Genomic DNA, 25,624 nt, shown 5'->3' on the forward strand with positions numbered 1-25,624 from the left:
CCTTTTTATTTGATTTCTTTTTTTAAAAGTGACAATCCTAAGGAGGGGAGCTCCAGCTTCCCATCAATCGCTTCTCCGTTAACCAGTGCAGTAAACCGCTCCTCCGGAAGTTCCACGACTTGCGTCTCGGCACCGAAATTCATAAGAAACACATACTCATTTTCTCCATCTGTGCGGCTATGGGCTGACACCCCTTCCGGCAGTTTACTTTCAATCGCTTTTTTAATCCCAATATCTTCGACTACATGAGACAAGAAATCTAAATTGAACGGCTGTTTATTGCGGGAAGCAACATAATAAGCCTTGCCACTTCCTAACTCGTTTACGGTAAGTGCCGGACGGCCCGCATAAAAATCTTCCTGATAATAGGCGAGTGCTTCCGCTCCTTCTAAATGAATCAAGTCACACAACTCATAAGCCGTATATTCTCCGCTGAATCCTAAACGATTTCCCTCTACTCTAATCGCGTTTGTCTGGCCGTCATATAAACCATCAATCTCCTCTGACCAAATCCCTAGCGTTTTCCGAAGCGGGCCGGGGAAGCCCCCTAAATGTGTAAGATCATTTTCATCAACAATTCCGGACCAGTAAGTCGCAACGAATGTGCCGCCTTCTGTCACAAACTTCTCGATCCTCTTCCCAACCTCCGGCTTTGTCATATACAGCATCGGCGCAATGACTAATTTGTACTTCGATAAATCTCTGTCCATATCAATAACATCGACAGGTACTCCCTGCTTCCAAAGCGCTTGATAATGATCGGCAACTGTTTTTTCATAGTGAACGCCTTCGTTTCTCGGTCCCTGTGCATCCTTGACTGCCCATCTGTTTTCCGTATCAAAGATCAGGGCAGCCTCGGCCTCTACCGTCGTCCCTACAATGGAATCGAGCTGTGCAAGCGTTTTTCCTACTTCAGCAACATCTTGAAAGACTCTTGTATTTTCCTTTCCGACATGATCGACTACCGCTCCATGGAATTTTTCGCTTGAGCCTCTGCTCTTGCGCCACTGAAAATATTGTACTGAATCCGAACCGTGGGCCACCGCCTGCATAGAAGCAAGTAAATGCATTCCCGGTCGCTTCAGCTTACTTACAGGCTGCCAGTTCGTTAGGCTTGGCGTACTTTCCATGAGCAGGAATGGCTGGCCATCTTTAATAGAGCGGAACATATCGTGATTCATCGCTACCCATGCAGCCTGTTCAATATCCCCTCCTGATCATGCCAGGTTGGATAAGAATCCCACGAGACAAAATCCAGTGCCTCCGCAAATTTTGCGTAATTCAGTCCTTCAAAAGCTTCCATAAAATTCGTCGTTACCTGCAAGTCTGGATTGACCGCTTTCAAAGGCTTCATTTCGTGTTTGTAGAAATCCAGCGTTTGATCGGTCACAAAGCGCTTCCAATCCAAATTCAAGCCGTGTACCATTGTTTCTCCATGCGGAGCTGGTGATTCTACTTGAGACCAGGAGGTATATGTATGGCTCCAGAACGTCGTCCACCAGCTGTGGTTTAATTGATCGAGCGTTTTATATTTATTTTTCAGCCAGCCTCTAAAGGCCTCCTGACAATAATCACAGTGGCATTCACCCCCATATTCATTGGAGATGTGCCAGCCTATCACTGCCGGGTGATTGGAATAGCGGTTTGCGAGCTTGCTGTTCATCATTGAAACTTTTTCACGGTAGACAGGAGAAGTATAACAATGGTTATGCCTCAGCCCATGAAGATTCCGTACCCGATTCGCACCCACTCGAAGCACTTCCTCATATTTTTCGGACATCCATGCCGGGCGAGCTCCGCTCGGTGTAGCTAAAAACGCATAGATATTGTTCTCGGCAAGCTTGTCGAGGACGTTGTCCAGCCACTCAAAACGAAAAACGCCTTCCTCCGGTTCAATCTTTCCCCAGGAAAAAATACCAACAGACATGACGTTGCAATTAGCGAGCTTCATCAATCGAAGATCCTCTTCTAATACATCCGGATACTGTTCCCATTGTTCAGGATTATAATCCGCCCCATGCAGCATATTTGGAACCTTAGTACTCACTGGTTGAAATCTCTTCTCCATATGATCACCTTTCTCCCTTTAAATTAGGTTAAACGTAAGAAGGCCCTCCCTTGCTTTCCCTAAACAAATAACAAGGGAGTCAGCTGCACCTACATTTTTTCTAACACAACATGGTCAAGATAACCTGTATAAGCACTGCTTGTCCTGGCATCGAATGAAATTTTCAGCTGCCCATTTTTTACTTTGATATGTTCAACCGAATACTTTCTCCAAATCATTTTACCTCCTGGAACGACTGCAGTCTCAACATGGCTCGTATATCGTTTTCCTTTTGTAAACGCGGATAGCCGCATCTCTGTCTGATCTGACGTTTGATTATCTCCTCTTGCGTATAGCGTAAGCTTGTATTCGCCATCAGGAATCCTGTGCACATTCTGGCTTAAACTCATTCTATCCCCTTGATCAAGGGAAAATTTAAAAGAGTGATCCCCGGCATAGGCATAGGTTACGTAATCATTCGGGGTAATGACTTGAGCATTCTCTGAGTTACTTTTTAACTTCCATCCTTTTAAATTTCCAGTTTCAAATCCTCCGTTAAACAGAAGGTCATTCCGGTAATCATAAACAGCTTTATAGCTGTGACTTACTACCGGACTGTAGTCAAGGATGTCCTTTTCTGAACCCCACTGTCCGGAAACATAATGGTAACCGGTTCTTTTTGCTGCTGCCTGAACCTTAACATTTTGCGAGATTTGAATAGGTCCCGCATAGACCCGGATCGAATCATACGGTTTGATATAAGGAGCCCCTACGAGCTGCCTTGTAGCTCCCGTTCCATCAATTGGATTTGCTCCATCTAGCGTAAAATAGATTCCTGCATTTGGTGTCTTCGTCGAGAGCTTAATGTAACTGCCGCCTCTGACCACCTCTCTTGTGGAATAAGAATAGCCGTCTCCATCAACGACATTCACGTCGCTGCCATCCGGAACACTGAACGTTGGAGCATCCGCCTTGGCAGAATCTGATTCTCTTACAATAACTTGAGCAAATGCATGATGTTTTTTACCAGCCACACTGCCAAAGACGATATATTCCCCCGGAGTATGAACATCGACTTGGGCCACATCCCTTTGGTTCCACTCTACAGGCTGTTTGGTAATGGTACGCTTTGTATCACCCATCATGCCATTATATTTTACAGCTGCGATCTTTGCCGGCAGCTCCAGACTGCCGCCTTCATTAATTACCACTTCTGTTTCCCAGCCGTATTCATACTCGTCAGCACTTTTTGGTACGGACTGGTTTCCTCGGACTAATTGAAAAGTTTTCAGGGAAGGAAGGGCATAACCGTTGATATCAAACAACCCGGCCGTTTCCCAGCCTGTTCCATAAGGAGTGGCCCAGCCTGTTGTATTACCAGGCAGCCATGCGGGCTCCCAGTAAAAAGCACCGAGGCCCTTCTTATCTTTAATACTTGCGGCAACATTAAGGACTTCCCTGAGTGCTGTGGACTGCCCCTGAACCGAAGCAGCCAGACCAACCGTACTCACGTCCCCCGGCTTAAAATTTTGCGGCGTATCATCTCCAGCGTTTTGCTTAATTGACCAAGGATAGGCAGTCTCAGCAATAAAGGCATATTTTCCGTACTCTTCTGTTATATGATTCAAGTTCGATAACACTTCATCATACGTCCCGTGCCAAGAAGGGTAGTAAGAAGCTCCTATCGCATCGTAATCCACATGATTTTTTTCCATGGCTTTTGCAAAACTTTCATAAAGCCACGTATTATTTCCGTTTGCTAAGTGGAAAGATACGAGCGTTTTCTTTTCGGGATCATTCGCATTTGGATCTGTCCTGCGGACCGCTGCTGCTCCTGCTTTCAAGATGTTTACAGCCTGCGGGTTCATGTAGCCCTCTGAAGTGAGGTGAAACGACTGCTCTAAAATATCACTGTTCGTCTCATTGCCGATCCCGACCATATTTGGATACACACCAGCTTGTTTCATTTTTTCTAAGGATTCCGTTGTATAATCTCCGACTGCATCCACAAGTTCCTGCCCGTTCAGGTCTTCCCATGCTTTCGGTTTGATCTGCTGGCCGGGATGAGCCCAGAAATCACTGTAATGGAAGGTGACAAATAATTTCATCCCCCGTTCTTTTGCTTGTTTAGCTAAAGCGATGGTCGTATCCAAATTATTGTTTCCACCGCCATATGGATTTCCGAAGGGATCATAAGGATCGTTCCATACTCTCAAACGAACCCAATTCACTCCGTTTTCAGAGAGAATGTCAAACAAATGAGACTTCTTCCCTTGAAGATTATAAAAGGACTTGTCAGCTTCCATAATTCTATATAAGGAGGACACATCTGCTCCCATCATGAAATCAGGCCGGTTATTGTTTTGAAGCTCTTTAACCGGTGCGACTATGGGTGTTCCTCTGCTCTTAACCCGTACGAGAGCCCGGTCTTTAAAAACCTTTCCATTTCTAAAAGTTCCGTGCAAAGTAATGATCGCTTTTCCTGTACCAAGCGCATCCACTCTTCCCGTTTTTTCATCGACTTCCACTACATTCTCTTTATTGACTTCCCAGGAGTAGTCTTTCATCCATTCTTTATGCCTCGACGAAAATTCAAGTACAGAGAATTCACCGGGAGCCATCGTCAAATTTCCGCCTTTGATCTTTACAGCAGGAGACCGGTCAGCTGAGACTGGAGTGACAATGGAAAAAAGTATGGCCAATAAGGTTAACAGGCGAACTACACGTGTCAATTTCATAGACAGTCTATCTCCTTTTCAAAGAGTTTCGTTCAAAAGACTGGCATCCCCTTCTTAAACCGGCAAGTTCACCTCCTTAACGATCCATTCTGCATACAAAGGAAGACTGCCTCCATCCTGTACTGGACAGGGAGCAGGCAGTCTGGATGTGAAGTCTTGAAGTAGTGGCAGTTCTTTTATTTAGTGGGCTTCATTTGAAACCCAAACTGGAAAGGTCCGCTTTTCAACCGGTACTTCTCCAGAACGTCCGGTCCACAGCTAGCTGAACCCAAACCATGCTGCCTGTCATCAATCAGAATTGTTAAGAACTCTTGTTTGACTAAGTCGTAAGTATGCTTGGCTTGCTCCAAGTTTTCTTGTGTATAATACTGGGCATTGAAATCAAAACTCGGTTTTCCTTGGAACTGTAAGCCCGCTCCTGCCTGATTACTCATCTCAGCCCAGCGGACTTCGTGTCTGCTGCCATTTTCCTGTGGAAAAACATAGGGCGTATAAAATTCCTCTGCTTTTTTCTTCCACACCCCGACAGCGTTTGCTTCTTTGCTGTCTACATACGATTCACCAGGACCACGTCCATACCAGGTCACATGATTAAGCATCGCTGGAACTTCCAGCTTTACACCTATTCTCGGGAAGGTCTGCGGAAGCTTTCCATAAGGTTCACCTTTTATGTCGATATCCATTGCCCCGTCTGCATGAACCACATACGTATAGGTAGCGGCTATCCCCCAGTCCAGAACCGGCGGGGCCACACGAACCCCCACCTTAACCTCAAGCTCATGTTCTCCTAGAGATTGATGAGTAACAAAATCAATCCGCTCTTGAAGACGGTTCAGGCCTGATTCTTTCCACTCTTTAATAGAAGGGATATCCTTCCAATGCACTTGTGCCCATAAATCATTGTCAATCGGTGCCCTCCATAGATTCAAACTCGGGCCTGTTCGAATCAGATCCATTCCCTGAACGTTCCATTCAGCTAATATCCCGGACTGTTTCTCCCAACGGACTACAAAATCCTCGCCAAAAGCAACTAGATTTTGGTTGGATTCTTCTACCTTTAGTGGCCGAAAAGTAGAAACAGCATCCTCTACAGATTCGCCTCTCTGGACCGGCAGTTCAAACTGTGCCCAGGCTACCTCGTGGCCGGTTTGAGCCCACGCTTCAGGCTCACGAAGCGTGAAATGAAGATTCAACCAATGATCTTCATAAGTCCCATGAAATTGGGTGAGATCATAGGGCAATTCAAACACTTGACTCGACTGAGCTTCCAGGTCCTTCAATGACAATTCGCCGCTTGCCGTAGTCCTCCCAGCTGCTTGGATGGACCAGACAGCATGCAAATGATCAAGCGAAATAAAATCATAACGGTTGGTGACTTTCACCTTTCCTTTTTCTAAATCCACTGTTTCCACGAGCACCGGCTCTATAACTTTTTTGTATTCTATCAGTGCAGGAGAAGGTGTATGGTCAGCCATCACGAGTCCATCGATGACAAAATTGGAATCGTTCGGTTCTTCACCAAAATCTCCTCCGTACGCAAAGTACTCCCGGCCATATGCAGTGACCTGTCTGATGCCGTGATCCAGCCATTCCCAGACAAATCCGCCTTGGAGGCGATCATAGTTGTAAAAGGTCTCCCAATATTCCTTGAGACCTCCTGGACCGTTCCCCATGGCATGTGCATACTCACACAAAATGTGAGGCTTTGTTAAATCGTCACGCCGGCCGAGAGCGTCCATGACTTCCACTGAGGTGTACATCGTTGTAAACACATCAGACGCTTCCGGGTCTCTCTTGGGATCATAGTTGCTTTCCGACCTTGTTATGGCGCGGCATTCACCTTCATAATGAGTAAGTCTCGTATCGTCAAATTTTCTTACCCACTCTGCCATAGCCACGTGGTTACGGCCAAAGCCGGATTCATTTCCGAGCGACCACATAATGATCGAAGGGTGGTTCTTATCCCGGGCCACCATCCGCTTGATTCTGTCCAGGTAAGCAGCTTCCCACTCAGGATCATCGCTCAGAGCATCCCATTTACCGATCACATCAAACCCGTGGCATTCCAGGTCAGTTTCATCGATGACATATAATCCATATTCATCACACAAATCATAAAATCGGGGATCATTCGGATAGTGAGCCGTCCGAACAGCATTGATATTGTACTGTTTCATCAGCTTCACGTCTTCCTCCATCCATTCCAAAGGGACAGCACGACCTAAATCTGGATGGTGATCATGGCGGTTTACCCCCTTCAGCTTGATTGCTTTTCCATTCACTAAAAACAAACCATCTCTTAACTCCACGGATCTGAATCCTACTTTAGACGGGATGACTTCACTCAACTCTCCGTCTTTTGTTAAGGAAAGCAGCAAGCGATATAAGTAAGGAGCGTCTGCCGACCACTTGAGTGGATGGTGGACCTGAAACGATTGTACGAGCTTTTTTTTACTGCCGGCAGGAATGGAGATGCCGGCACTTTCCTGATCCAGCGTAAGCTTGCCTTTCTCATTCAGTAACTGATACCCAAGCTTATAACCGGAAACATCGGTATCACTTGCATTTTCAACGACTGCTTCCACCTGGAGCGTCGCATGCTCGTAATTTTCATCAAAAGTCGTTTTCACAAAGTAATCCTCGATATGTACATTAGGAGCAGCGAGCAAGTATACGTCCCTGAATATCCCGCTGAGCCACCACATATCCTGGTCTTCAATGTAAGAACCATCTGACCACTGGTAGACACGTACAGCCAGTTTATTCTGCCCTTCCCTCATATAGGAAGTGAGGTCAAACTCAGAAGGTGTACGACTTCCCTGACTATAGCCGATTTCCTTACCGTTCAGCCAAAGATGGAAAGCACTGTCCACCCCTTCGAAACGAATCGTCACCTGTTTATCCATCCATTCTTCAGAAAGCCAGAATTCCCTGATATAAGAACCGGTTGGATTGTCACTCGGCACATAAGGAGGATCGACAGGGAATGGATAGACAACATTTGTATAGGCCGGCCTCCCATAACCGTGCATCTGCCAGGACGAAGGAACATATAAATCATCCCAATTTCCAGTTTCATAGTTTTCCTTATAAAATTGATCGGGTGCCGATAAAGGACTTTCTGCATAATGAAATTTCCACATCCCATTTAATAGTTTAAATGAGGAAGCCTTTTTTCTATCGAACGTTAAGGCGCTTTCCTTTTCTTCAAATGGGATAAAATGAGCACGTTCAGACTTGCGGCTGCGTTGCAGCACCTGTAAATTTTCCCAATCGTGAGTAAGTTGAGACAAGGTTCCTACCTCCTATAAACAAATAGATTTTAATAGTGATCAGCCTTTTACCGAGCCCATCATTCCGGCTACGAAGTGCTTCTGCATTAAGAAGAAAACTAAAGCAGTGGGCAGAGTGGCAATCACGATCGCACTCATAATTACCCCGTAATCCGGTGTATACCCTGCTCCCAGATTGGAAATGAGCAGTGGAATCGTTTGATTTTCAGGAGACTGCAGGACGACTAAAGGCCATAAATAATTGTTCCAGCTATTCATAAAAGCAATGATCGCTGCAGCTGCATACGTTGTTTTCATTGTCGGCAGATAGATTCTAAAGAAGATGCCAATTTCACTTAATCCATCCATTCTTCCTGCTTCAACTAATTCCCTTGCAAACATTTTCGTGTTCTGACGAAATAAAAAGATAAAAAACGCTGTGATGATCGTTGGTAAAATCGCTGCAGCCAATGTATCAATCCCGAAAAAAGGCAGACTTGAGGAGATCCCCCGAACAACCGGTACAACGGAATCATGATCGCCGCAAATGGAATCATCATCGACAGCAGGAGAATATTGAAGACCCGGTCCTTGCCCGGTGTCCGGAAAATTTCAAACCCATAGCCGGCAAGCGAGCCAATTAACAGGGTAAGAAAAGTAGTGATCACCGCAATGATGGTCGAATTCACTAAAGCCGTCACCATGTGGACATTTTCAAATAATACTTTTAAATTCTCAAAAAGATAGGTGCCCGGCATTAATCGTCCCTGAGTGACATCGACTGATTTATTAGTCATGCTGACGATCATCCACAAGAATGGAAAAATCGACACAATCGCCGCAATCGTTAGAAACGCGTAAGTTGCTATTCTCTTTACTATGTTCACTTATCATCACCTGCCACTTTAAATTGAATGAGGGATAGGATCACAATCAGAATCACAATGACGTAAGAAACGGTTGCCGCGTATCCGAAATCAGGGCTGTATTCAAAGGAGAGGTTGTAAATGTACATCGAGATAGACAGCGTAGCGTTACCTGGTCCTCCATTGGTAATATTCATGATTTCATCAAAAATCTGCAGGGTACCGATGGTAGAAATAATCGAAGTAAATAAAATAATCGGCTTCAGCATAGGGATTGTAATATAAAAGAATTGCTGCACTGCCGATGCGCCGTCTATTTTAGCGGCTTCATACATCGAGCGATCGACGTTTTGTAAAGCCGATAAGTAAAAGATCATATTGTAGCCTGTCCATCTCCACGTAATTGCTATTATGATCGTAATTTTTGCTAAAAGAGGGTCAGACAGCCAGTTCAAAGGCTCGGAAATAATCGATAAATCCATAAGAAACCGATTCACTAAACCGTTAAGACCAAACAAATACTTAAACAGGACGGCGTAGGCCACAAGAGAAGTCACACACGGTAGAAAGATAGCCGTGCGGAAAAACCCTCGGAATTTTAACGTAGCATCATTTAATAACACAGAAAAAAATAAAGCCAGAACAATCATGACTGGAACCTGGATCAACAAATAAACAAATGTATTTGTTAACGCTGCAATGAAGGTCGGATCATTAAACAGCCGGATGTAATTATCCAGCCCTACATATTCCAGGTTCGCACCCATACCCGATTGGAAAGAAAGAAGCAGGGCTTGGATCATCGGATAAAAGTAAAACAACCCGATTCCTATTGTAGCGATTAATATAAACAGCCATCCGATGTAGTTCTTTTTCAAACGCCCGCCTGCCGGTGCTTTTTTTGCTGTGTAAGGCACACTTAAGCTTTTCGCTGTTTTTTTCATTCATCGATCCTCCTAACCTGGAAGAGAAGGGTTTTTTTAAAGAAAGGGATTCTTTGAAAGGAAACGTCCCTTTCTCAGAATCCCTCCCTTTGTTATTGCAGTAAAAAGGTCCTTCTCTTCCTAAAAATTTGCTGCTGTTTTCTCGTTAAATTTTACGGAAAGAACGTGCACCTTATTTCAATTGAGCTTCCGCTTGGGCTTGAGCGTCTGTTAAGGCATCTTCCAGCTTTTTCCCTTTTAAATAATTCTGCATTTCTGCAGCCAAAATATCTTCAATCGCGTACGTATGCATGCCGTAGTTGACACTTGGAATCTCTTCGGTCCATTTAGAGAAATCAGCGATCAGCTGTTGGTCGTTAAAAAAGTCATTTTTAGATTGATAGGCCTCTCCATCTGCGGCAGGCTTATATGTCCCAAGCGCTCCCACTTCAGTGACAAGATCCTGATAGAAGTCTTTGTTTCCACCGAAGGTTTCACCCAGGAATTTAGCCGCTTTTTCTTTTCCTGGAATATTCAATACGTAGAAGGAGCTTCCTCCCTGGTTGGAGGCATTGACCGCACCTTCCATATCAAGTTTAGGGATCGGCGCAACTTCCCATTTTCCAGCTTGGGAATCCTCTGCTTCAATACTAGGTCCAATCCAGTTTCCGCTTGGCACCGTCGCAACATCGCCACTGTTAAATGAAGCGATAAACTGGCTCCAATCTGAGTTCGGTTTCACAAAATCCGCTTCCATCATCGCTTTATAATTTTTGAATGCCATCTTTAACGGTTCATTATCAACTAGATTGACTGTTTTCCCGTCCTCTTCCACATACCATGAACCCGCGCTTTGAATCATCACGCGAATAAGTCCTAAGTCATTTGGATCTAAAGAAATCATGTCTTTACCCGTTTTCTTTTTGACGTCTTTTCCAATTTCAATGTATTTCTGCCACGTAATATTCGTTAAGTCTTCTTTCGTATAGCCTGCTTCTTTCAAATAATCCGTACGGAAAAATAGTCCAGTAACCCCGGTATCAAAGGGTAAGCCGTATTGCTTTCCATCAAGACTCGTAGGTGCAAGCTTATACTTGGCAAAATCATCTGGGTTAATGTAATCATCAATTGGGTAGAACGCATCTGGATATGATTGCAAAAAGCTTTGCGCCCGCTGATCTTCAATTAGTACGATATTTGGCATCCCCTTCATGGTGCCCGAGCTTAGTCCTGTGTTTAATTTCTGGACAATGTCATCCTGAGCATTTTCGATAATTTCCAAATTCAAATCGCCATCATACGCTTTCTTAGCCTGATTCAAAGCAGCAATGTTGAAATTCGGATCCCATGCCCAGGCCGTAATCTTATCTGGTTCCTCTCCACCTGAACCACTGCTTGAACCATCTGATGAACATGCAGCCAAAGCAAGGAGTGCGACTATAGAAATTAATAAAATCCAACTTTTCTTAAATTGAAAAACCTTACTCATTCATATCCCCCCTGATTGTTGTAAGCGCTATCATTACGCTTGATTCAATCTTATCACTCAAAAAAAAAGACCGTTAGAACGATCTTTAGAAATTTATTTAACTATCTTTAGAAGTTCCCTCCATCAAGAAAACGTTTTTTGGGATTATTTTTAGTTATGGTATTATTTTTAGAATTTTCATCTAACAAAGGCAGAATAATTTTTACTTTTGTTCCTTTTTTCAGTTCACTGGATATTTCCACCCCATAGTCACGGCCGTATAATAATTGAATCCTTTCATGTACATTCCGTACGCCGAGCCCACTGAATAGCTGCCGCTTTCCTTTATGGCGCATAGTATCAATTTTCATTCCATCCCCTGTATCAATCACTTCACAGACCAGTTTGTCGTCCCGCTGGGCGATCATAATCTGAATATAGCCGTGTTTCTTCTCGGTAAAGGCGTGGAAAAACGCATTTTCAATAAAAGGCTGAATGACCAGCTTCGGCAGATGATAGTGGAGACAGTCGGGGGAAATCAGCGAATTCACTTTAATTCGATCCCCATATCTCATCTGGTTAATGAGGACATAATTATGGATATTGGTTACTTCTTGTTCAACGGAAATGGTCTCATCAACGTTGCCTAAAGCATTTTGTAAAAGCGGGATTAATGCATCGATGGTGTCAAATGCTTCTTGCTTCTTGCCTTCCTTCACTAAAAATTTAACAGAAGTTAAGGTGTTATATAAAAAATGAGGATTAATCTGATGCTGCAAGGCTTCCAGTTCTGCTTTTCTTTGGTTTCTCTGTGTCTTCAGCAGTACTTCTACGTGCTCCTGCAGTTCATTCAGCATATAGTTAAAAGCATGGGCGATCTTTCGAGCTTCGTACCCTCCGCTTTCATCGACGGGCACATTGAAATCATACTTCGCCATGTTTGAAATCTGTCTGACTAGTCTTCTTAAGGAATTCGTAATCCGTCTGGAAATGATAAATACAATGCTGACCGCGATCAGAACTATAGCGGCGCTTATGAGAACGATTTCTTTCGTATCGACTAAATTTTCAAGAACCATTTCTTTATCAACTAAGTTCACGAGATACATATCCAGGGCAGGTAACGAAGCCGTCAACAACATATAATCCTTGCCAAATACGTGGACATTTTTATATTTCAGACTGTTCTCTTCCGTGTCTTGCGCAAGTGTAAGCAGTTCCTTTTCTCTCTTACCAATGAGATCCGTGTCATTGCTTGATATGATCTGCCCGCTGCCATTAACGACGAGCACGTCATTTCCTTTACTCGTGAATCCTTCATAAAAAGTCCTCAAGTCAAGTTCCCTTATAGGAATAAATAAATACCCATAGATATTGTTAGTAGACCTCTCCATAAGTGCCTTTGTCGCTACAATCATCGGTTTGCCATTTGTAATTTCGCCTGCCGGAACAAACTGATAGAGAATCTCTTTCGGATGTGCTCTCGTTTCCTGCGTAATTCGGTGATGAATTAACGTATCAGCGGGCACCGGCCAGTTCATGTATTTCATATTAAACAACCGTTCGTTCTTCCCTAATATCATCATGTTCGCTTCGTTAGGATGGTCGTAATACATCCGCTCCATCTGCTCTTCTATTGTGTAAAAAGAGTTCGATGCTTCCAAAGATGTTAAATTTTCCTTAGTCAGCATTCGTTTTATTGTGCCATTGTTCTCGACATTCATCGCTGTATAAACAACGGAATAGCTGAAGTTTTCAAACTGCTGTTTGATTTGTGTCAGTACTTTCGTGTTTGTAATGCTGAAGGTATTCATAAATAAATTGTTCGACATACGAATTGTACTGAAGGTAATTAAAACGGAAACAGCTACAATACTAAGAAGCATCACGAGAAACATTTTGAGAAATAAGCTGTTTCGTCTAATGATAACCAGTAACCTATCCATAGCCTGACCTCAATTCATAGCTGGAGTTTTCTTGCGGTAACGACCAGGAGACGATCCTTCCATCCGCTTAAATACTTTACAGAAATAACTCGGTTCTGAATATCCTACCATGTCACTGACCTGGCTGACAGCCACAGAAGTAGACTGCAGGATTTGCTTCGCCTTCTCTATGCGTACTTGATTTAAATAATCACTAAACCCAACATTATGATGGGTGCTGAAATAACTGGACAAATAGGACGAATTAAAATGAAAATTTTCCGCCAAAACCGTTAAAGAAAGCGGTTCTGCATAATGCTCATCAATGTATTGAAGCAGCCGGTGCATATTAGGCGGACAGCTCTTTTTGGTTTCTACTTGGACAATCCTTTTGACTCTTTCCAGAAACTCATGGAAACAGCTGATGGCTCCTTTTGCATGCTTCGCTTCATTGATCTCCTCAAAGTACTGGTACTTTAAGGACTCGAGTTCATCTACGTCATATTTCATATTTCCTAATAAGACGATAATGTTGAAAATAATATTCTCAAGCCATGATTTAAACTCAAAAATGTCGATCGTATAGTCATGGATGAGACGGTTGACGTGTTCTTCCAAGGAATAGATGGCTGCATCGAATTTTTTCTGCTTAAAGCTGTCAATAAACCGGCTTAAATTAAACGACTTTTGTTGTTTCTCCAACACCGGAAGAGAATCATAGAAGAGAACGGGATCATCCAAATAAAATAAGTAATCTTTCAGTTTCAGCAACTGGTCTTCATATACCGTTTTTAAGTCCTGAATGGACGTGAACGATCCGCTCATTAACGAGGAAATATTTGCACCGCTTCTTCTATAGTCTTCAGCAAGCCGGGTCAAGCTTTGTTGAAGATCAGACAGTTTGTCTGAATTAAAATTAAGCAGAACGATCGTGGTATCGCTTACATTTACAGGGATAAATAAGCCTTCAATATGATTCACACGCTCTCTTAACTCGAGATTCCATTTTTCCAAATCAGCCGCTTCATGATCGTCAAGAACGGTTGCGGCAGCAAAACGGAAATGGCTGTAAGGGAGCCCTTCGAGTAATTCATCTTCTTCACCGCTCGTTAACGAAGAACCAAGCATCCTCTTTTTTAACAGTTCTTCTAAGGATGAAGAGCTTTGCTTCATTTCATTGAATGGCAATGGTTGAGGCAGAATCCTCCGGAGCGTTTTAATTAATTCCGTGCCATTAAGCTTTGGCTTTAAAATATAATCTGCGACACCATTTTGAAAAGTAGAACGAACGTAATCAAAATTCTCAAAACTGCTTAATACGATAATTTCCACACTGGGATACTTCTCTTTCAGCACTTTTACGAGTTCAATTCCATCCATTCCAGGCATGACTACATCTGTAATCACGATATCAGGCTCGATTTCCTCCATGACTTCCAGAGCTTCAATACCATTCGAGGCTTCCCCGGCAATCTCAAAACCTTCCTGCTCCCAATCAATATAATTAATGATGCCCTGCCTGATCAGCATTTCATCATCCACAATTAACACTTTGTAAAGACCACTCATAACAATCTCTCCCTCAAGTAGTCGGTAGTCTTAAAGAACCAACCTTTGCCATCTCTTTAACATAGAGTAAGATCATTGTCGTATTGACTGCTGCTATAATTATTACAATTTCATGTCATTTTTTTAAAATTTCTGATACTTTCATTCTAAAGAGTTTTGCCGAAGTCGTAAAGCTGTTATTTTTACAGTGGTAAAAACGACCTGTACAAGATTAAGAGATACCCTACTAGATCAGGTATCTCAACACTATTTCACCATTAATTTAGAAAGTCGCTTTTTATTTAGAAGTGTAAAACCATAGCAGCGGATTCGCCATTCCGAGGATTAAAATAGCAATAAATAGATTAGCAGCTGTTATATCCCCGCCCAGCCCTAATTCGTCCACGATGATGCCACTAAAGTATAATAATTGTGCTGAGACGATGATCATAGCTATGGATACCCCTGTTACTGCTAAGCCATTGACGAGTTTTCTCAGTTTAGGAATGACTATAAAGAAAAAAAGCCCGAGAGAGAAAAGAAGCATCGTCAAAAAAACCGGACGCAGTAACGTAAAATCTCCTGAGGTTACAAATGAGTCGTATGTATATTCAGTCACGAACGAAACTCCTTTCTCAAGATTAGCTTGCGAGGCACATTAATACAGCTTATTCTTTTCGAATTTGACCTTAGACAAAAACGGGCGATCGTTTTCCCAATTTACGTCCACCGGTAAATCAAAAAAGCCGGAAAGCTGCTGACTGGTAATCATTTGATCTGTTGGACCTTTCGCAAAAACTTCTCCTTCTTTTAATAACAGCGTCTTAGGAAAGACGGGTAAAATCTCTTCGACGTGATGAGTAACAAAGATCATCGTTGGAGCCTTCGCTTGATCAGCAAGGTCTTCAATGGCTCCCAACAGCTTCTCGCGTGCGATAAAATCAAGCCCATTTGTCGGTTCATCCAAAATTAAAAGAGACGGCTCTGCCATTAACGCCCGGGCGATTAATACTCGTTGTTTTTCCCCTTGAGAAAGGGTCTCGTAATTCCGATTCGCATATTCCATGCATCCTAGTTCTTCAAGTAACCGAATGGCTTTTTCTCTCATTTGTTCTGTGGGTCTTTCATAAAGGCCGATCGAAGCAAATGCACCGCTTAAGACCACTTGAAACGCATTATCCCCTTCGTGAAACCTTTGCTGGATTGCAGAAGAAACAAATCCAATTTGCTTTCGGAGACGCTCCGCCAGGTACGTTTTACCGAATTGAAGACCTAATACATTCACCTCTCCCTGCGTTGGAAACGTATAGGCGTTTAACAAGTTTAAAATAAACGTTTTTCCAGAACCATTCAGTCCGAGAAGCACCCAATGTTCCCCTTGTTCAATGTGCCAGTTTATATTTTTTAATATCCATCGATCACCTCGACGAAGTGATACATTTTCCAATTCAACGACCATCTGCTTTGCTCCTTCCTTCGATCTTCATCCCAATTCCTTTCAAGAAACCATGAATTAATTCCAATTATTCCAAATGCCGAGTCCTTTCACAACTATTTACAAAACCAATACTACGGAATACCTGCGGCTTTTAGCATATAAGAAATCAAATGAAAAAGCAGACCTCTCCCTTGATGGTCTGCTTTTAGTTTCTAAATGAATCGTTTACGAAAGCTTATTTATTTGTTTCGTCAGCTCATTAAACCTCTCATCCAGTTCTGCATAGGCTGCATCATTCGGCGTCATAAAGCTCAGCTTCCCTAAGATCTCCTGTCTTTCAGTTTCAAGCTGCAAGCGTCGCTCTTCTCCTTCTTCTTTATGAGATGGGGTTCCATCCAGCTGCTTTTCTATATGTTGTTCGGTAATCACAAGCCGGTGCTGCGTTGTTTTTTCCAGAAAATATCGATCGTGAGAGACAACGATCATTGTGCCCTTATACTCCGACAGTGTATCTTCCAGCTGTTCCCGGGAAGGCAGATCCAGGTGATTGGTAGGTTCGTCTAAAATGAGTACATCTTTTTCTTCTATTATATAAGCCATTAATTTGCACTTGACGCGTTCGCCCATGCTCATATTTCCAATAGGTTCAGTCCAATGGGAGGTCGTAAAACCTAAATGCTTCATTAAGGCTTGCACTTTCCCCCTTTCCGCAAAAGAGTCTTGATAAAAAAGCTGAGACGGCGTTTGTTCAAGCGGCAAGTCAAAGACTTCCTGTGTTAAGTAGCCAATATTTGCTGAGGGAGATACCCAGATCTCCCCTTCCACTTTCTCCAGCTGCATAATGATTTTTAATAACGTTGTTTTTCCGCTGCCATTCGGGCCGGTAAGAGCAGCCTTTTCTCCATGCTGAATGGTCAAGTTGACGCCTTTAAAGAGAAGACGGTTTTGAAACGATTTGGATACATCTTTCAGTTCCAAAAAACGCTTACCCGTTTTGTTTGTAGTTTGTAATGAAAAACGCACATCATACTCAGATCCTACAGGCTCTGCATTGATTTTTGCCAGTTCTTTTTCCAAACGCTTTTGTTTGGACTTCACTTGCTTATCCATACTCTTCGCTTTTTTTCGGTAATACTCTTTTGTCCCTTCTTGTTTTGTTGACTGAGCATGAGCCTTTTTGGACCAGGACGTCAGCTCGTTCATTTGTCCTTCAATCCGTTCTTTCATTTTCTGCTGTTTCTCGTATTCACGCTGCTGAGTCAGCCGTTTTTGTTTTCGCACCTCCATATAGCTCGAGTAGTTTCCTTTATGTTCAATCAATTTCCTCTCTTCGATTGCCCAGATCTTAGTCGCCACTTCATCCAAAAAATACCGGTCATGGGACACTAAAATTATCGTGCCTGGATAGTGGGCAAATTCATTTTTAAGCTGGTTTAAACTGGATTCATCGAGATGATTGGTCGGTTCATCCAATAGTAAGAGTTCTGCTCCTTTAGCAAGTCCTCTTGCCAGCCGTGCTTTCAGTTTCTCTCCGCCGCTTAACTGTGAATACTCTACAGAAGGTACGTTCCACTTCTCAAGCAGCTTCATTTCTCCGGGAATCGCATCTTCCAAAGAATGAGATTGGGTTTCTTGTTCCACCATGACAGTTACTAAGCCATTTCTTAGCCATTGAATTTGCCCATTTGAAGGAGTCCGATCACCATGCAATAATTGCAGCAGTGTTGATTTTCCAGCTCCGTTTTTGCCAATGACTCCAATAACATCCCCTTGCTGAACAGCTGCATTGAATTGGTCAAGTAAGGGCACTTCCAACATTTCATAACTTACATTGGATAATTTCACTAGTTCCTTCATATTCTCTTCCTTTCATAAAGGGGAGAACAAAAAAATCCTCCCCATTCATTGGGAAGGATTAGTCATACCTGTGCAACAGCAAACAAGCTATTCGTTAATAGCTTAACCGTATATAGATAATGGGGCAGACTAATCCTATTTCGCAAAGATTTGAAATATATGATTTCAACCTTTATAAAAAATAAGATTAGTTACGCATCGGCCACCCATCATCCCTTCTTGTTTTGATTAAAGATAATATACCATAAAAGCCCCTTGCATGGCAAAAATGAACCCGGACACCAGCTGCTCTACTGTTTTCGTGAAAATAACCATTTGAAGATTAAGGTAAAAACAAGTATGAGGATCCCCAGCATCACAATTTGAATCCATATATCTCCCAAATACATGATTTCCCCTCCTCTTCTTCCCATTGTAAGCTGAATGAAGGATCATTTCATATCCAATTATTTCAAAATTTTATTCTCACTAAAACAAGTCATCACTTCGTTTTTTAAACCAGACAAAGCAGCCTGCCGGTTTTGAGACAGACTGCCAAATCTCCATTTTATCCTGGTGAATCCATTCCCATTGCTGCCCATTCTTCTTTCGTTGGTCCATATACACCGGAAACAGGGAGCCCGGCCTGACGCATAAGAATCGTCAGCTGACCACGATGGTGAATTTCATGCTTCAAGAAGACAGCAAGTGTGAATCCTTTCGTCCATTCCTGTCCGTAAATGGTAGCTGATTCCTGCAAAGCGGCATCCGTCCACTGCTTCTTCACGGCATCTATTAACGATTGAGACGTTTTCTCGTAAGCCAGAGCAATTTCTGAAGCCGAGGCAGGCGCATTTTGTTCAGCAGTTGTTTCAAAACGCAACCCGGTTGGGGAAAGAATCCCTCCGGAAGGAACGAGATGCCAGGCAAGCGAACCGAGCGTTCTATAGCCCGGAGCTACTTCTTTGGAAAGGGAAGCATCGGTTAAAGCCGTTAAAAGATTCAAGGTGAGCGTCCGTTCATGCTCATATTCACTGACAAAGCTTTCAATCGTTTGATACATTGGTACATCCTCCTTTAAAATTCTTTTATCTTAAAATGTTTCTTTAGTCAGCCAGCCTTTATTTTCAGCGATGGCGATGGCATCCATACGATTTCTTGCTTCAAGCTTCTGGATGATTTCAGATATATAATTGCGGATCGTTGCTGGAGAAAGATATAAAATGTTACTCATCTCTTTGACTGAATCGCCATTTTTCAAGTGAATGAGAATGGTGGATTCCCGTCTGGTGAGCGGGTTCATTTCTTCCATCATCGAAAACGTGAGGTGAGGACTGAAAACACGCTGCCCTTTATAAATTTTTCTTAAGTCTTCGGCAAGGTCGGAGACAGGCATATCCTTTAACAAATATCCTTTTACTTCTGCTTTTACTGCCCGCTGCAGATAGCCGCTTCGTGCAAAAGTAGTCACGATCGCGATCCGGCACTCATTTCCTTCTTCATTTAATCTTTCAGCGACGTCCAAGCCGCTGACTAAAGGCATTTCAATATCGAGCAAAGCGATATCCACCGGTTTTTCACGAATCAATCGAAGTGCCTCTTCCCCGTTTTCTGCTTCGCCAATAATTTCGATATCTTCTTCCAGCGCCAGTAATTGACTGATGGCCCCTCGAAGGATTCCCTGGTCTTCTGCAATGATAAGCTTCACTGGATCCCCTCCGATACCATTGATTTTTTAACTTTAGGCACAGTAATCGTTATGATAGTCCCTTCCGCTTCCTTGCCAGACACTTCCAGCTGTCCATCTATGAGAAGGAGTCTTTCTTTCATGCCCAGTAAACCGCTGCCGAATTGTCCATAATCCTTTTTCGCTATTCCAATTCCATCGTCCTCCACTTGAAGCGTGCATGCTCCGGGGCTGTTGTTGATCACAATGGTACATTCCTTCGCAGCACTATGTTTGACTACATTTGTCACACATTCCCTTACACACATACTCAAAATATTGCGGATCACTGGAGAGGACTCCAGTTGTCCATGCTGTTCCAAATGGCAGGTGATTCCTGCAGATTTGCAAATCTGCACGGCACGACTGCACTCCTCATCAATCTCAATCGTCTGCATATCGCTGATCAGCTCACGTACCTGCAGCAAAACAGACCTCGATATTCGCTGAACTTCACGGGATTCTGCTCTAGCCTGGCTGGGATTTCGATCAATCATTCGCTCTACTAACTCACTCTTCAAAGTGATTAATGAAAGGGTATGACCGAGTGTGTCGTGGAGATCACGGGCAATCCGCTGCCGCTCTTCATTCTTAATGAGCCGCTCAATTTCACCGTTCGCACACTGAAGCTTTATTCTCATTTCCTTCGATTTCCTCCGCATTTTTTCCATATACGGAAGCCAGAAAAGCATCAGGAGGAGGGAATACCACCCAAGAAATACATGGTCAGAAGTGGTTGAAAAATAAAACAAAGCAGCACTTGAAAAGAATCCAAACATGAGCAATGTAAGCTTCGTAATTTGACGATACGTCGGGTATATCCCCATCACCATCGCAGGATAAAATCCAAAGATGAGTTCCCACGGACTGAAAAAAGCTCCTTGCATGGCAATGACAGTGAGTTGAACAATGATATAAAATGTGCGGTGTCTTTCATTCATGATGCTGATGATGTGGGCGGCTGCGAAGATAAAAAACAATAAATAGTTGTAAATCGTAGGCTGTGGGATCATAATCAAAGAAATCAAAGGGGGGAGTAACATAACCGTTTCTCGCGGCAGTTTAATTCCTGACATGGGATTTACTTCCTTCATCCTTTTACTCACATGATACCACAAGATTAAGAAAATTCAGCTTTACTTTTTTATTCTGCGACATTGGATCGCCTTGGAACACTTCGCTCAGTTTTATCTTCACTTTTCAACCATTCAGGCACGAGCCAAATAGTAAGTACAGCCACTACGGCATGCACAGGATGCGCGATAATGCCGAACTTTACTGCTGGTGGATTTGCCAGATCATTCATGGTCATTAATAAAGTAACTCCCAAGGTTAACAACGCATAGTACCCCCGAGCTCTTTTTGTTTTTCTAAAAAACTTCGAAAAAATAAGCGCACCCATGATATTAGCCAAAATGGCTGCACCACCAATAGAGAACCACGTAAGCTGCTCAAACCACAATCCCGTTGCTGTCCCTAACAAATAAGTAACTGCTAGCGCTGCCACTGCACCAATCACTCCGGCGTATAAACCCGTGAGCAGTGTTTTTTTCATTAATCATTCCTCCTTGCTTTTGTTATTTAGAGCGTAGCAAATGAGGAAGCAGAGCAGTAGTTATGGACATCATTTTTATCAAGTGATACTTATCATTTTGATAAAAACGGTACCGATATCTATAAAAAATATACACACGGATTGTAGACTTCACTAAAAAAAGACATGCGGCGTGACAGCCGCATGTCTTTTAAAAATTATTGACCATAATAGGCATTATTGCCATGTTTCCTAAAAAAATGCTTTTTCAATAGCATGTAATCAAGATCCGACCTTTCAGAATTCAAGTTAAATGTATTGTAAGCCATTTTACAAACTTCTTCTAACACAACTGCATTTTTTAGAGCTTTACTTGCATTCTCGCCCCACGAAAACGGTCCATGACTCTCGACTAAAACAGAAGGAACATGGTTCGGATTAATGTTTCGATGATTAAACGTTTCTACAATCACCTGCCCCGTTTCTAACTCATAATCATGAGCTATCTCCTTTTCGGTCAGATGTCTTGTGCAAGGGACGGAACCAAAGAAGTGATCCGCATGAGTAGTTCCTAATGCAGGAAGATCGCATGCCGCCTGAGCCCAAGTCGTAGCCCACGTGGAGTGGGTATGAACAACACCTCCGATTTCTTTAAAATTTCTATATAAAGTTACATGGGTTTTTGTATCAGAGGATGGCTTCAGTTCTCCTTCGACCTTCTTCCCTTCCAAATCAACCACGACTAAATCTGCTGCCGTTAAATCTTCGTACTTAACTCCACTTGGCTTGATCACAATTAATCCGGACTCGCGGTCAATACCACTTACATTTCCCCATGTAAAAGTAACTAAATCATGTTTAGGTAAACTCAAATTCGCTTGTAAAACTTCTTCTTTTAAATTTTCCAGCATTTTAGCTTCACTCCTTTCATTTAAATAATTAAAGTGTTGAGCGTAGGAGTATATTAATTTTCAAGAGAAACAAGCACCTTGTTAAAGTGCAATGTACGATCTGCCATGCCTTGTAAATACTCCCCTGTTTCAAAGACTCCAATTTTATGGGAAACCATAGGCTTAAATTTAAGTTCCCCTTTAGTTAAATAATCTAAAGCAGCTTTCCACGCAATTCCTGGGTAGGGGAAGTGTATGAATTCCAAGACCCTTGAACAACTACTTCACCTCGCATCAGATGGTCCATCGTTTTTTCTGCTAACTCCAGTCCTGAATGCGTGATTCCTAGAAAGACAACTCGTCCTTTTTTCTTAGCAGCTAAGATTGCCTGCTCTTGGGTAATCGTACTTCCCGCTGTTTCGGCAACAACTTCAGCACCGCCCCCGGTCAAATCTCGTATCCTTTCTACCGGATCTACTTCTTTCGCGTTTATCGTGATATCAGCACCTAATTTTTTGGCCATGGCTAATTTTTCATCAGAGATATCAACAGCAATAACTGTGGAGGCTCCAAATATATGTGCCCATTGCAGGGTTAATTGACCAATCGATCCACAGCCAACTACAACCACAGTTTCACCCGGTTGAATATTTGCTTTTTGTAAACCGTGATAACCAATTGTCGCAGGCTCAATTCCCGAAGCATTTTCAAAATCCAACTGCTCTGGGATAGGTAACACGTGCTCTTTCGGAACTTTAACATATTCTGCAAAAGCCCCATTACTTCCTGTGCCAATTATGTTATAATCAGCGCATAGTCCGTAGTCTGTTGCTCTGCAATGTTCACACTCACCACAGGGAACTAGTGGAGCAACAACTACTCTATCATTTTTTCTAACCTCATCTACTCTACTTCCAACTTCTGCTATCTCCCCTGAAAATTCATGTCCTAGAATAAGCGGATATTTTCTTGCCCCAGTAATCAAGGATCGGGGAACATCAGAACCGCAAATTCCGCAATATTTCACCTTAATTAATACTTCATCTTCACTTATTTGCGGAATGTCTACAAGTTCATTTTCAAAATGACCCAGTGCATGAAGTACTGATGCTTTCATTTTACCTTTCATAATTTCTCCTCCTTACATGGCTAAGCCTCTGATGCTATATCATCCTCTTTGATCTCCGGATTGTTTTTCTCTGCTTGACGATCCAGATAGTTGTATATTGCTGTTTTATTCTTTCTAAACAAAATCCACAGGATAAAATAAGCAACTACTGCAATCCCGATAAATATTGGATTTGCACTTAAAAAGGCCAAAAATATTAGTCCCATTAATGGCTTTCCTAATATATTGAAGCTTGTGATCAAAAGCGCGCCTTCAGGTAAATTAATACCTACATTGGTAGCAATATCTGTGAACAACGGGGCGGTGTAAGTACACATATACAAACCTAAACCAAACCAAATGATCCCATTGATGACGACTTTAGCCATATTCCCATTAGTAATAGAGACCAGCCCTTGAACCATAAACGGAAGCGCTAGTAAATCTACAACCGGTATTACTTCATTGCCAGGCAGGATAAACGCGACCACTACCATAAAAGGAATTAATAGAAGTCCTGATGTGAGAGTCGCTGGTTCACCAAAACCTGCTGCATCATTTATTCCGAGATACCATTCACGTCCGGAGTCTTTTTCTTTTTTAGCAGTAGACTTTCTTGCAGCATCAGTTATTGGAATAAAAGCTTGTGAAAAAATCCCGGCGACTTTTGGGAAAATAGCCATTACAGAACTAGTAGCTATTCCTACAACCGCAACCTTTCCCCAGGACTCAATCGAATTTAGACTATTTATGTTTCCAAGTAACCCAATAATTAAACCTAGGAAGAATCCCAGAGTTATCGGCTCACCGATGATACCCAATCTCTTCTGTAAAGATTCAGGATCAATCTTTGCTTTATGAAGACCTAATTTATTTAGTAATGGATCAGTAACTACGCCAAAAATAGTCGCTTCTATATTGTGCATCGCAATAATGGTGGCATTTGGGTAGCCATAATACGTGGACCATCTTCTCGCCATTAATTCAGCAATAAGCAGACTGTACAAGTTTAGGAGAATCATGCAGCTTAAAGATAAAATGATACTATCTGTGACGATGTAAACCATTGACCCCCAAATTGCATAAGAGTAGTTATTCCATAAATCAGAGGGCTGAAAAACATCTGTCCATTTCACCAAGAAAAGGACTGTTTGCAGAATCAAACCAACGGCTAAGAATAACATTCCCGGCTGTGTGGAGAAGGCTACAATAGATGTAGCCTGCCAACCTACGTCAAAAGCAGGCAAATTTATCCCGGTGATTTCCACCATATTTTTAATAACTGGAGAAATAATAGGTGTAAATGAATTGAGCACTAACATAAACCCCTGTAAGCCAATCCCTGCATATAACCCAGCCATTAAAGCTTTTTTGGCAGGTACCTTTAGCACAAAAGCAATGATCACAATAATGACCGGTACCAGGATTGGAGCTCCAAAAGCATCAAAAAACGATTGCAAGGCAGTAAGCATTATGGAAAACTCCTTTCTTTACTCTTTAAATGAAATGCTACTTTTCCAGAGACTTTAACGTTTCTTCTACTTCATCAAAAAATTCTTCCTCTCCCATACCTGTCAAACAGCTAACTGAACTAATGGTCGGAATGCCATAGTCAGCTTTAGGAAGAGGGCTTGTATGCGTGATCAAATCATACAACCCACTTTCTGCAAAACTTAAGGCTTCCGTCGGCTTCCCTTCGTTCGTAGTTACTTTTAAACCACGCGCTTCCATTTCCTCTTTTACTTTTTCTGCAACCATCGATGAAGTTACCGTCCCCGAACCACAAACTGATAAGATCTTAAATGTTTTCATCCTTCATTCCTCCTAGTAAAATGTTATATAATCTTGGGCTTACACCATGATTAAAGAAGATTGTAAGTTTTGCTTTAACGTCTTTTCGTTGTCTGTATTTATCATTTCAGATAGCAGCTCCTTGTTTTGAAAAATCGAAATTAGGTTCTTTAGTAACTGGGTCTGTTCTTCTGGCTCACTTACTGCTAAAAGAAACACAAGGAAGACTTCTATTTTCTGTTCAGGGTCTTCCATCAAACGAAACGTTATGGGTTCAAATAAAGTAGCCATACATAAAGCAGATCTATTCACATGAGTTACATCTGTGTGCGGAATAGCTACGTTTGTTTCCCCGGTTTTTAACCCCGTCGGCAGTACTTCTTCTCTTTGTAAAACCGCATTGATATAGCTGTCCTTCACATATCCTGCATCTAACATTTGCCCGCCTAATCGTTCAATTGCTTCCTTTGAGTCCTTTACTCGTAGCTTGGGGTTAACTATTACATCCAACTGT

Annotated in this window: 18 protein-coding genes and 2 pseudogenes; all 20 read right to left on the reverse strand. The window is 42.4% G+C overall.

From position 1 onward, the window contains the following. Positions 1–5: 5 nt before the first annotated feature. The 20 genes and pseudogenes from MUN89_RS20520 to MUN89_RS20615 all read right to left on the reverse strand — a co-directional run bounded on the left by MUN89_RS20520 (position 6) and on the right by MUN89_RS20615 (position 25,620). Positions 6–2,068 (reverse strand): annotated as a pseudogene (locus MUN89_RS20520) (beta-galactosidase). Between the two features lie 89 nt (positions 2,069–2,157). After that, positions 2,158–4,785: a glycosyl hydrolase 53 family protein gene (locus tag MUN89_RS20525; protein WP_244709985.1), complete on the reverse strand. Its 2,628-nt coding sequence runs from the start codon at positions 4,783–4,785 to the stop codon at positions 2,158–2,160. 176 nt (positions 4,786–4,961) lie between these two features. Then, positions 4,962–8,078, reverse strand: a complete 3,117-nt coding sequence (locus MUN89_RS20530) for a beta-galactosidase, LacZ type (protein ID WP_244709987.1) — start codon at positions 8,076–8,078, stop codon at positions 4,962–4,964. 39 nt (positions 8,079–8,117) lie between these two features. Beyond that, positions 8,118–8,944 (reverse strand): annotated as a pseudogene (locus MUN89_RS20535) (carbohydrate ABC transporter permease). Beyond that, on the reverse strand, positions 8,941–9,867 hold the full coding sequence (locus MUN89_RS20540) for a carbohydrate ABC transporter permease (protein ID WP_244709989.1): 927 nt from the start codon (positions 9,865–9,867) through the stop codon (positions 8,941–8,943). The pseudogene MUN89_RS20535 and the gene MUN89_RS20540 overlap by 4 nt, the downstream one beginning before the upstream one ends. Before the next feature lie 172 nt (positions 9,868–10,039). After that, positions 10,040–11,335 (reverse strand): ABC transporter substrate-binding protein, encoded by a 1,296-nt coding sequence (locus tag MUN89_RS20545; RefSeq protein ID WP_244709991.1) that lies wholly within the window; start codon positions 11,333–11,335, stop codon positions 10,040–10,042. 107 nt (positions 11,336–11,442) lie between these two features. Then, positions 11,443–13,260 (reverse strand): sensor histidine kinase, encoded by a 1,818-nt coding sequence (locus MUN89_RS20550; protein ID WP_244709992.1) that lies wholly within the window; start codon positions 13,258–13,260, stop codon positions 11,443–11,445. Positions 13,261–13,269: 9 nt separating this feature from the next. Next, the gene (locus MUN89_RS20555) at positions 13,270–14,808 is read right to left on the reverse strand and encodes a response regulator transcription factor (protein ID WP_244709994.1); all 1,539 of its coding nucleotides are present in this window, start codon (positions 14,806–14,808) and stop codon (positions 13,270–13,272) included. Positions 14,809–15,085: 277 nt separating this feature from the next. Further along, positions 15,086–15,406 carry a hypothetical protein gene (locus MUN89_RS20560; protein WP_244709996.1) on the reverse strand — a complete coding sequence of 107 codons (321 nt, stop codon included), beginning with the start codon at positions 15,404–15,406 and terminating at the stop codon, positions 15,086–15,088. Between the two features lie 39 nt (positions 15,407–15,445). Next, positions 15,446–16,246 (reverse strand): ABC transporter ATP-binding protein, encoded by an 801-nt coding sequence (locus MUN89_RS20565; protein ID WP_244709998.1) that lies wholly within the window; start codon positions 16,244–16,246, stop codon positions 15,446–15,448. Positions 16,247–16,450: 204 nt separating this feature from the next. Next, positions 16,451–18,082, reverse strand: a complete 1,632-nt coding sequence (gene abc-f / locus MUN89_RS20570; protein ID WP_244710000.1) for a ribosomal protection-like ABC-F family protein — start codon at positions 18,080–18,082, stop codon at positions 16,451–16,453. A gap of 547 nt (positions 18,083–18,629) precedes the next feature. Beyond that, positions 18,630–19,124 carry a DinB family protein gene (locus tag MUN89_RS20575; protein ID WP_244710001.1) on the reverse strand — a complete coding sequence of 165 codons (495 nt, stop codon included), beginning with the start codon at positions 19,122–19,124 and terminating at the stop codon, positions 18,630–18,632. A gap of 30 nt (positions 19,125–19,154) precedes the next feature. After that, on the reverse strand, positions 19,155–19,769 hold the full coding sequence (locus MUN89_RS20580) for a response regulator transcription factor (protein WP_244710003.1): 615 nt from the start codon (positions 19,767–19,769) through the stop codon (positions 19,155–19,157). Beyond that, entirely contained in the window at positions 19,766–20,863 is a 1,098-nt protein-coding gene (locus MUN89_RS20585; protein ID WP_244710005.1) for an ATP-binding protein, read from the reverse strand. The genes MUN89_RS20580 and MUN89_RS20585 overlap by 4 nt, the downstream gene beginning before the upstream one ends. A gap of 68 nt (positions 20,864–20,931) precedes the next feature. Next, positions 20,932–21,342 carry a hypothetical protein gene (locus tag MUN89_RS20590; RefSeq protein ID WP_244710006.1) on the reverse strand — a complete coding sequence of 137 codons (411 nt, stop codon included), beginning with the start codon at positions 21,340–21,342 and terminating at the stop codon, positions 20,932–20,934. Positions 21,343–21,539: 197 nt separating this feature from the next. Then, positions 21,540–22,232, reverse strand: coding sequence for an L-ribulose-5-phosphate 4-epimerase (locus MUN89_RS20595; RefSeq protein WP_305852431.1), 693 nt, complete (start codon positions 22,230–22,232; stop codon positions 21,540–21,542). A gap of 193 nt (positions 22,233–22,425) precedes the next feature. After that, positions 22,426–23,340, reverse strand: coding sequence for a galactitol-1-phosphate 5-dehydrogenase (locus MUN89_RS20600; RefSeq protein ID WP_244710008.1), 915 nt, complete (start codon positions 23,338–23,340; stop codon positions 22,426–22,428). 20 nt (positions 23,341–23,360) lie between these two features. Next, positions 23,361–24,791, reverse strand: a complete 1,431-nt coding sequence (locus tag MUN89_RS20605) for a PTS galactitol transporter subunit IIC (RefSeq protein WP_244710010.1) — start codon at positions 24,789–24,791, stop codon at positions 23,361–23,363. A gap of 37 nt (positions 24,792–24,828) precedes the next feature. After that, positions 24,829–25,131: a PTS sugar transporter subunit IIB gene (locus tag MUN89_RS20610; protein WP_244710011.1), complete on the reverse strand. Its 303-nt coding sequence runs from the start codon at positions 25,129–25,131 to the stop codon at positions 24,829–24,831. A gap of 39 nt (positions 25,132–25,170) precedes the next feature. Then, complete coding sequence (locus MUN89_RS20615; protein WP_244710013.1) at positions 25,171–25,620, reverse strand: PTS sugar transporter subunit IIA; 450 nt, start codon at positions 25,618–25,620, stop codon at positions 25,171–25,173. Positions 25,621–25,624: the final 4 nt, after the last annotated feature.

Origin of the sequence: Halobacillus salinarum (genome assembly GCF_022919095.1) — a bacterium.
Classification (GTDB): Bacteria; Bacillota; Bacilli; order Bacillales; family Halobacillaceae; genus Halobacillus_B; species Halobacillus_B salinarum.

Excerpts from the sequence above, each read along its gene's own strand:
- MUN89_RS20525 (WP_244709985.1), bottom strand. The coding sequence starts at position 4,785 with ATGAAATTGACACGTGTAGTTCGCCTGTTAACCTTATTGGCCATACTT.
- MUN89_RS20540 (WP_244709989.1), bottom strand. The coding sequence starts at position 9,867 with ATGAAAAAAACAGCGAAAAGCTTAAGTGTGCCTTACACAGCAAAAAAA.
- MUN89_RS20545 (WP_244709991.1), bottom strand. The coding sequence starts at position 11,335 with ATGAGTAAGGTTTTTCAATTTAAGAAAAGTTGGATTTTATTAATTTCT.
- MUN89_RS20550 (WP_244709992.1), bottom strand. The coding sequence starts at position 13,260 with ATGGATAGGTTACTGGTTATCATTAGACGAAACAGCTTATTTCTCAAA.
- MUN89_RS20555 (WP_244709994.1), bottom strand. The coding sequence starts at position 14,808 with ATGAGTGGTCTTTACAAAGTGTTAATTGTGGATGATGAAATGCTGATC.
- MUN89_RS20565 (WP_244709998.1), bottom strand. The coding sequence starts at position 16,246 with ATGGTCGTTGAATTGGAAAATGTATCACTTCGTCGAGGTGATCGATGG.
- abc-f (WP_244710000.1), bottom strand. The coding sequence starts at position 18,082 with ATGAAGGAACTAGTGAAATTATCCAATGTAAGTTATGAAATGTTGGAA.
- MUN89_RS20575 (WP_244710001.1), bottom strand. The coding sequence starts at position 19,124 with ATGTATCAAACGATTGAAAGCTTTGTCAGTGAATATGAGCATGAACGG.
- MUN89_RS20585 (WP_244710005.1), bottom strand. The coding sequence starts at position 20,863 with ATGTCAGGAATTAAACTGCCGCGAGAAACGGTTATGTTACTCCCCCCT.
- MUN89_RS20590 (WP_244710006.1), bottom strand. The coding sequence starts at position 21,342 with ATGAAAAAAACACTGCTCACGGGTTTATACGCCGGAGTGATTGGTGCA.
- MUN89_RS20595 (WP_305852431.1), bottom strand. The coding sequence starts at position 22,232 with ATGCTGGAAAATTTAAAAGAAGAAGTTTTACAAGCGAATTTGAGTTTA.
- MUN89_RS20600 (WP_244710008.1), bottom strand. The coding sequence starts at position 23,340 with ATGAAAGGTAAAATGAAAGCATCAGTACTTCATGCACTGGGTCATTTT.
- MUN89_RS20605 (WP_244710010.1), bottom strand. The coding sequence starts at position 24,791 with ATGCTTACTGCCTTGCAATCGTTTTTTGATGCTTTTGGAGCTCCAATC.
- MUN89_RS20610 (WP_244710011.1), bottom strand. The coding sequence starts at position 25,131 with ATGAAAACATTTAAGATCTTATCAGTTTGTGGTTCGGGGACGGTAACT.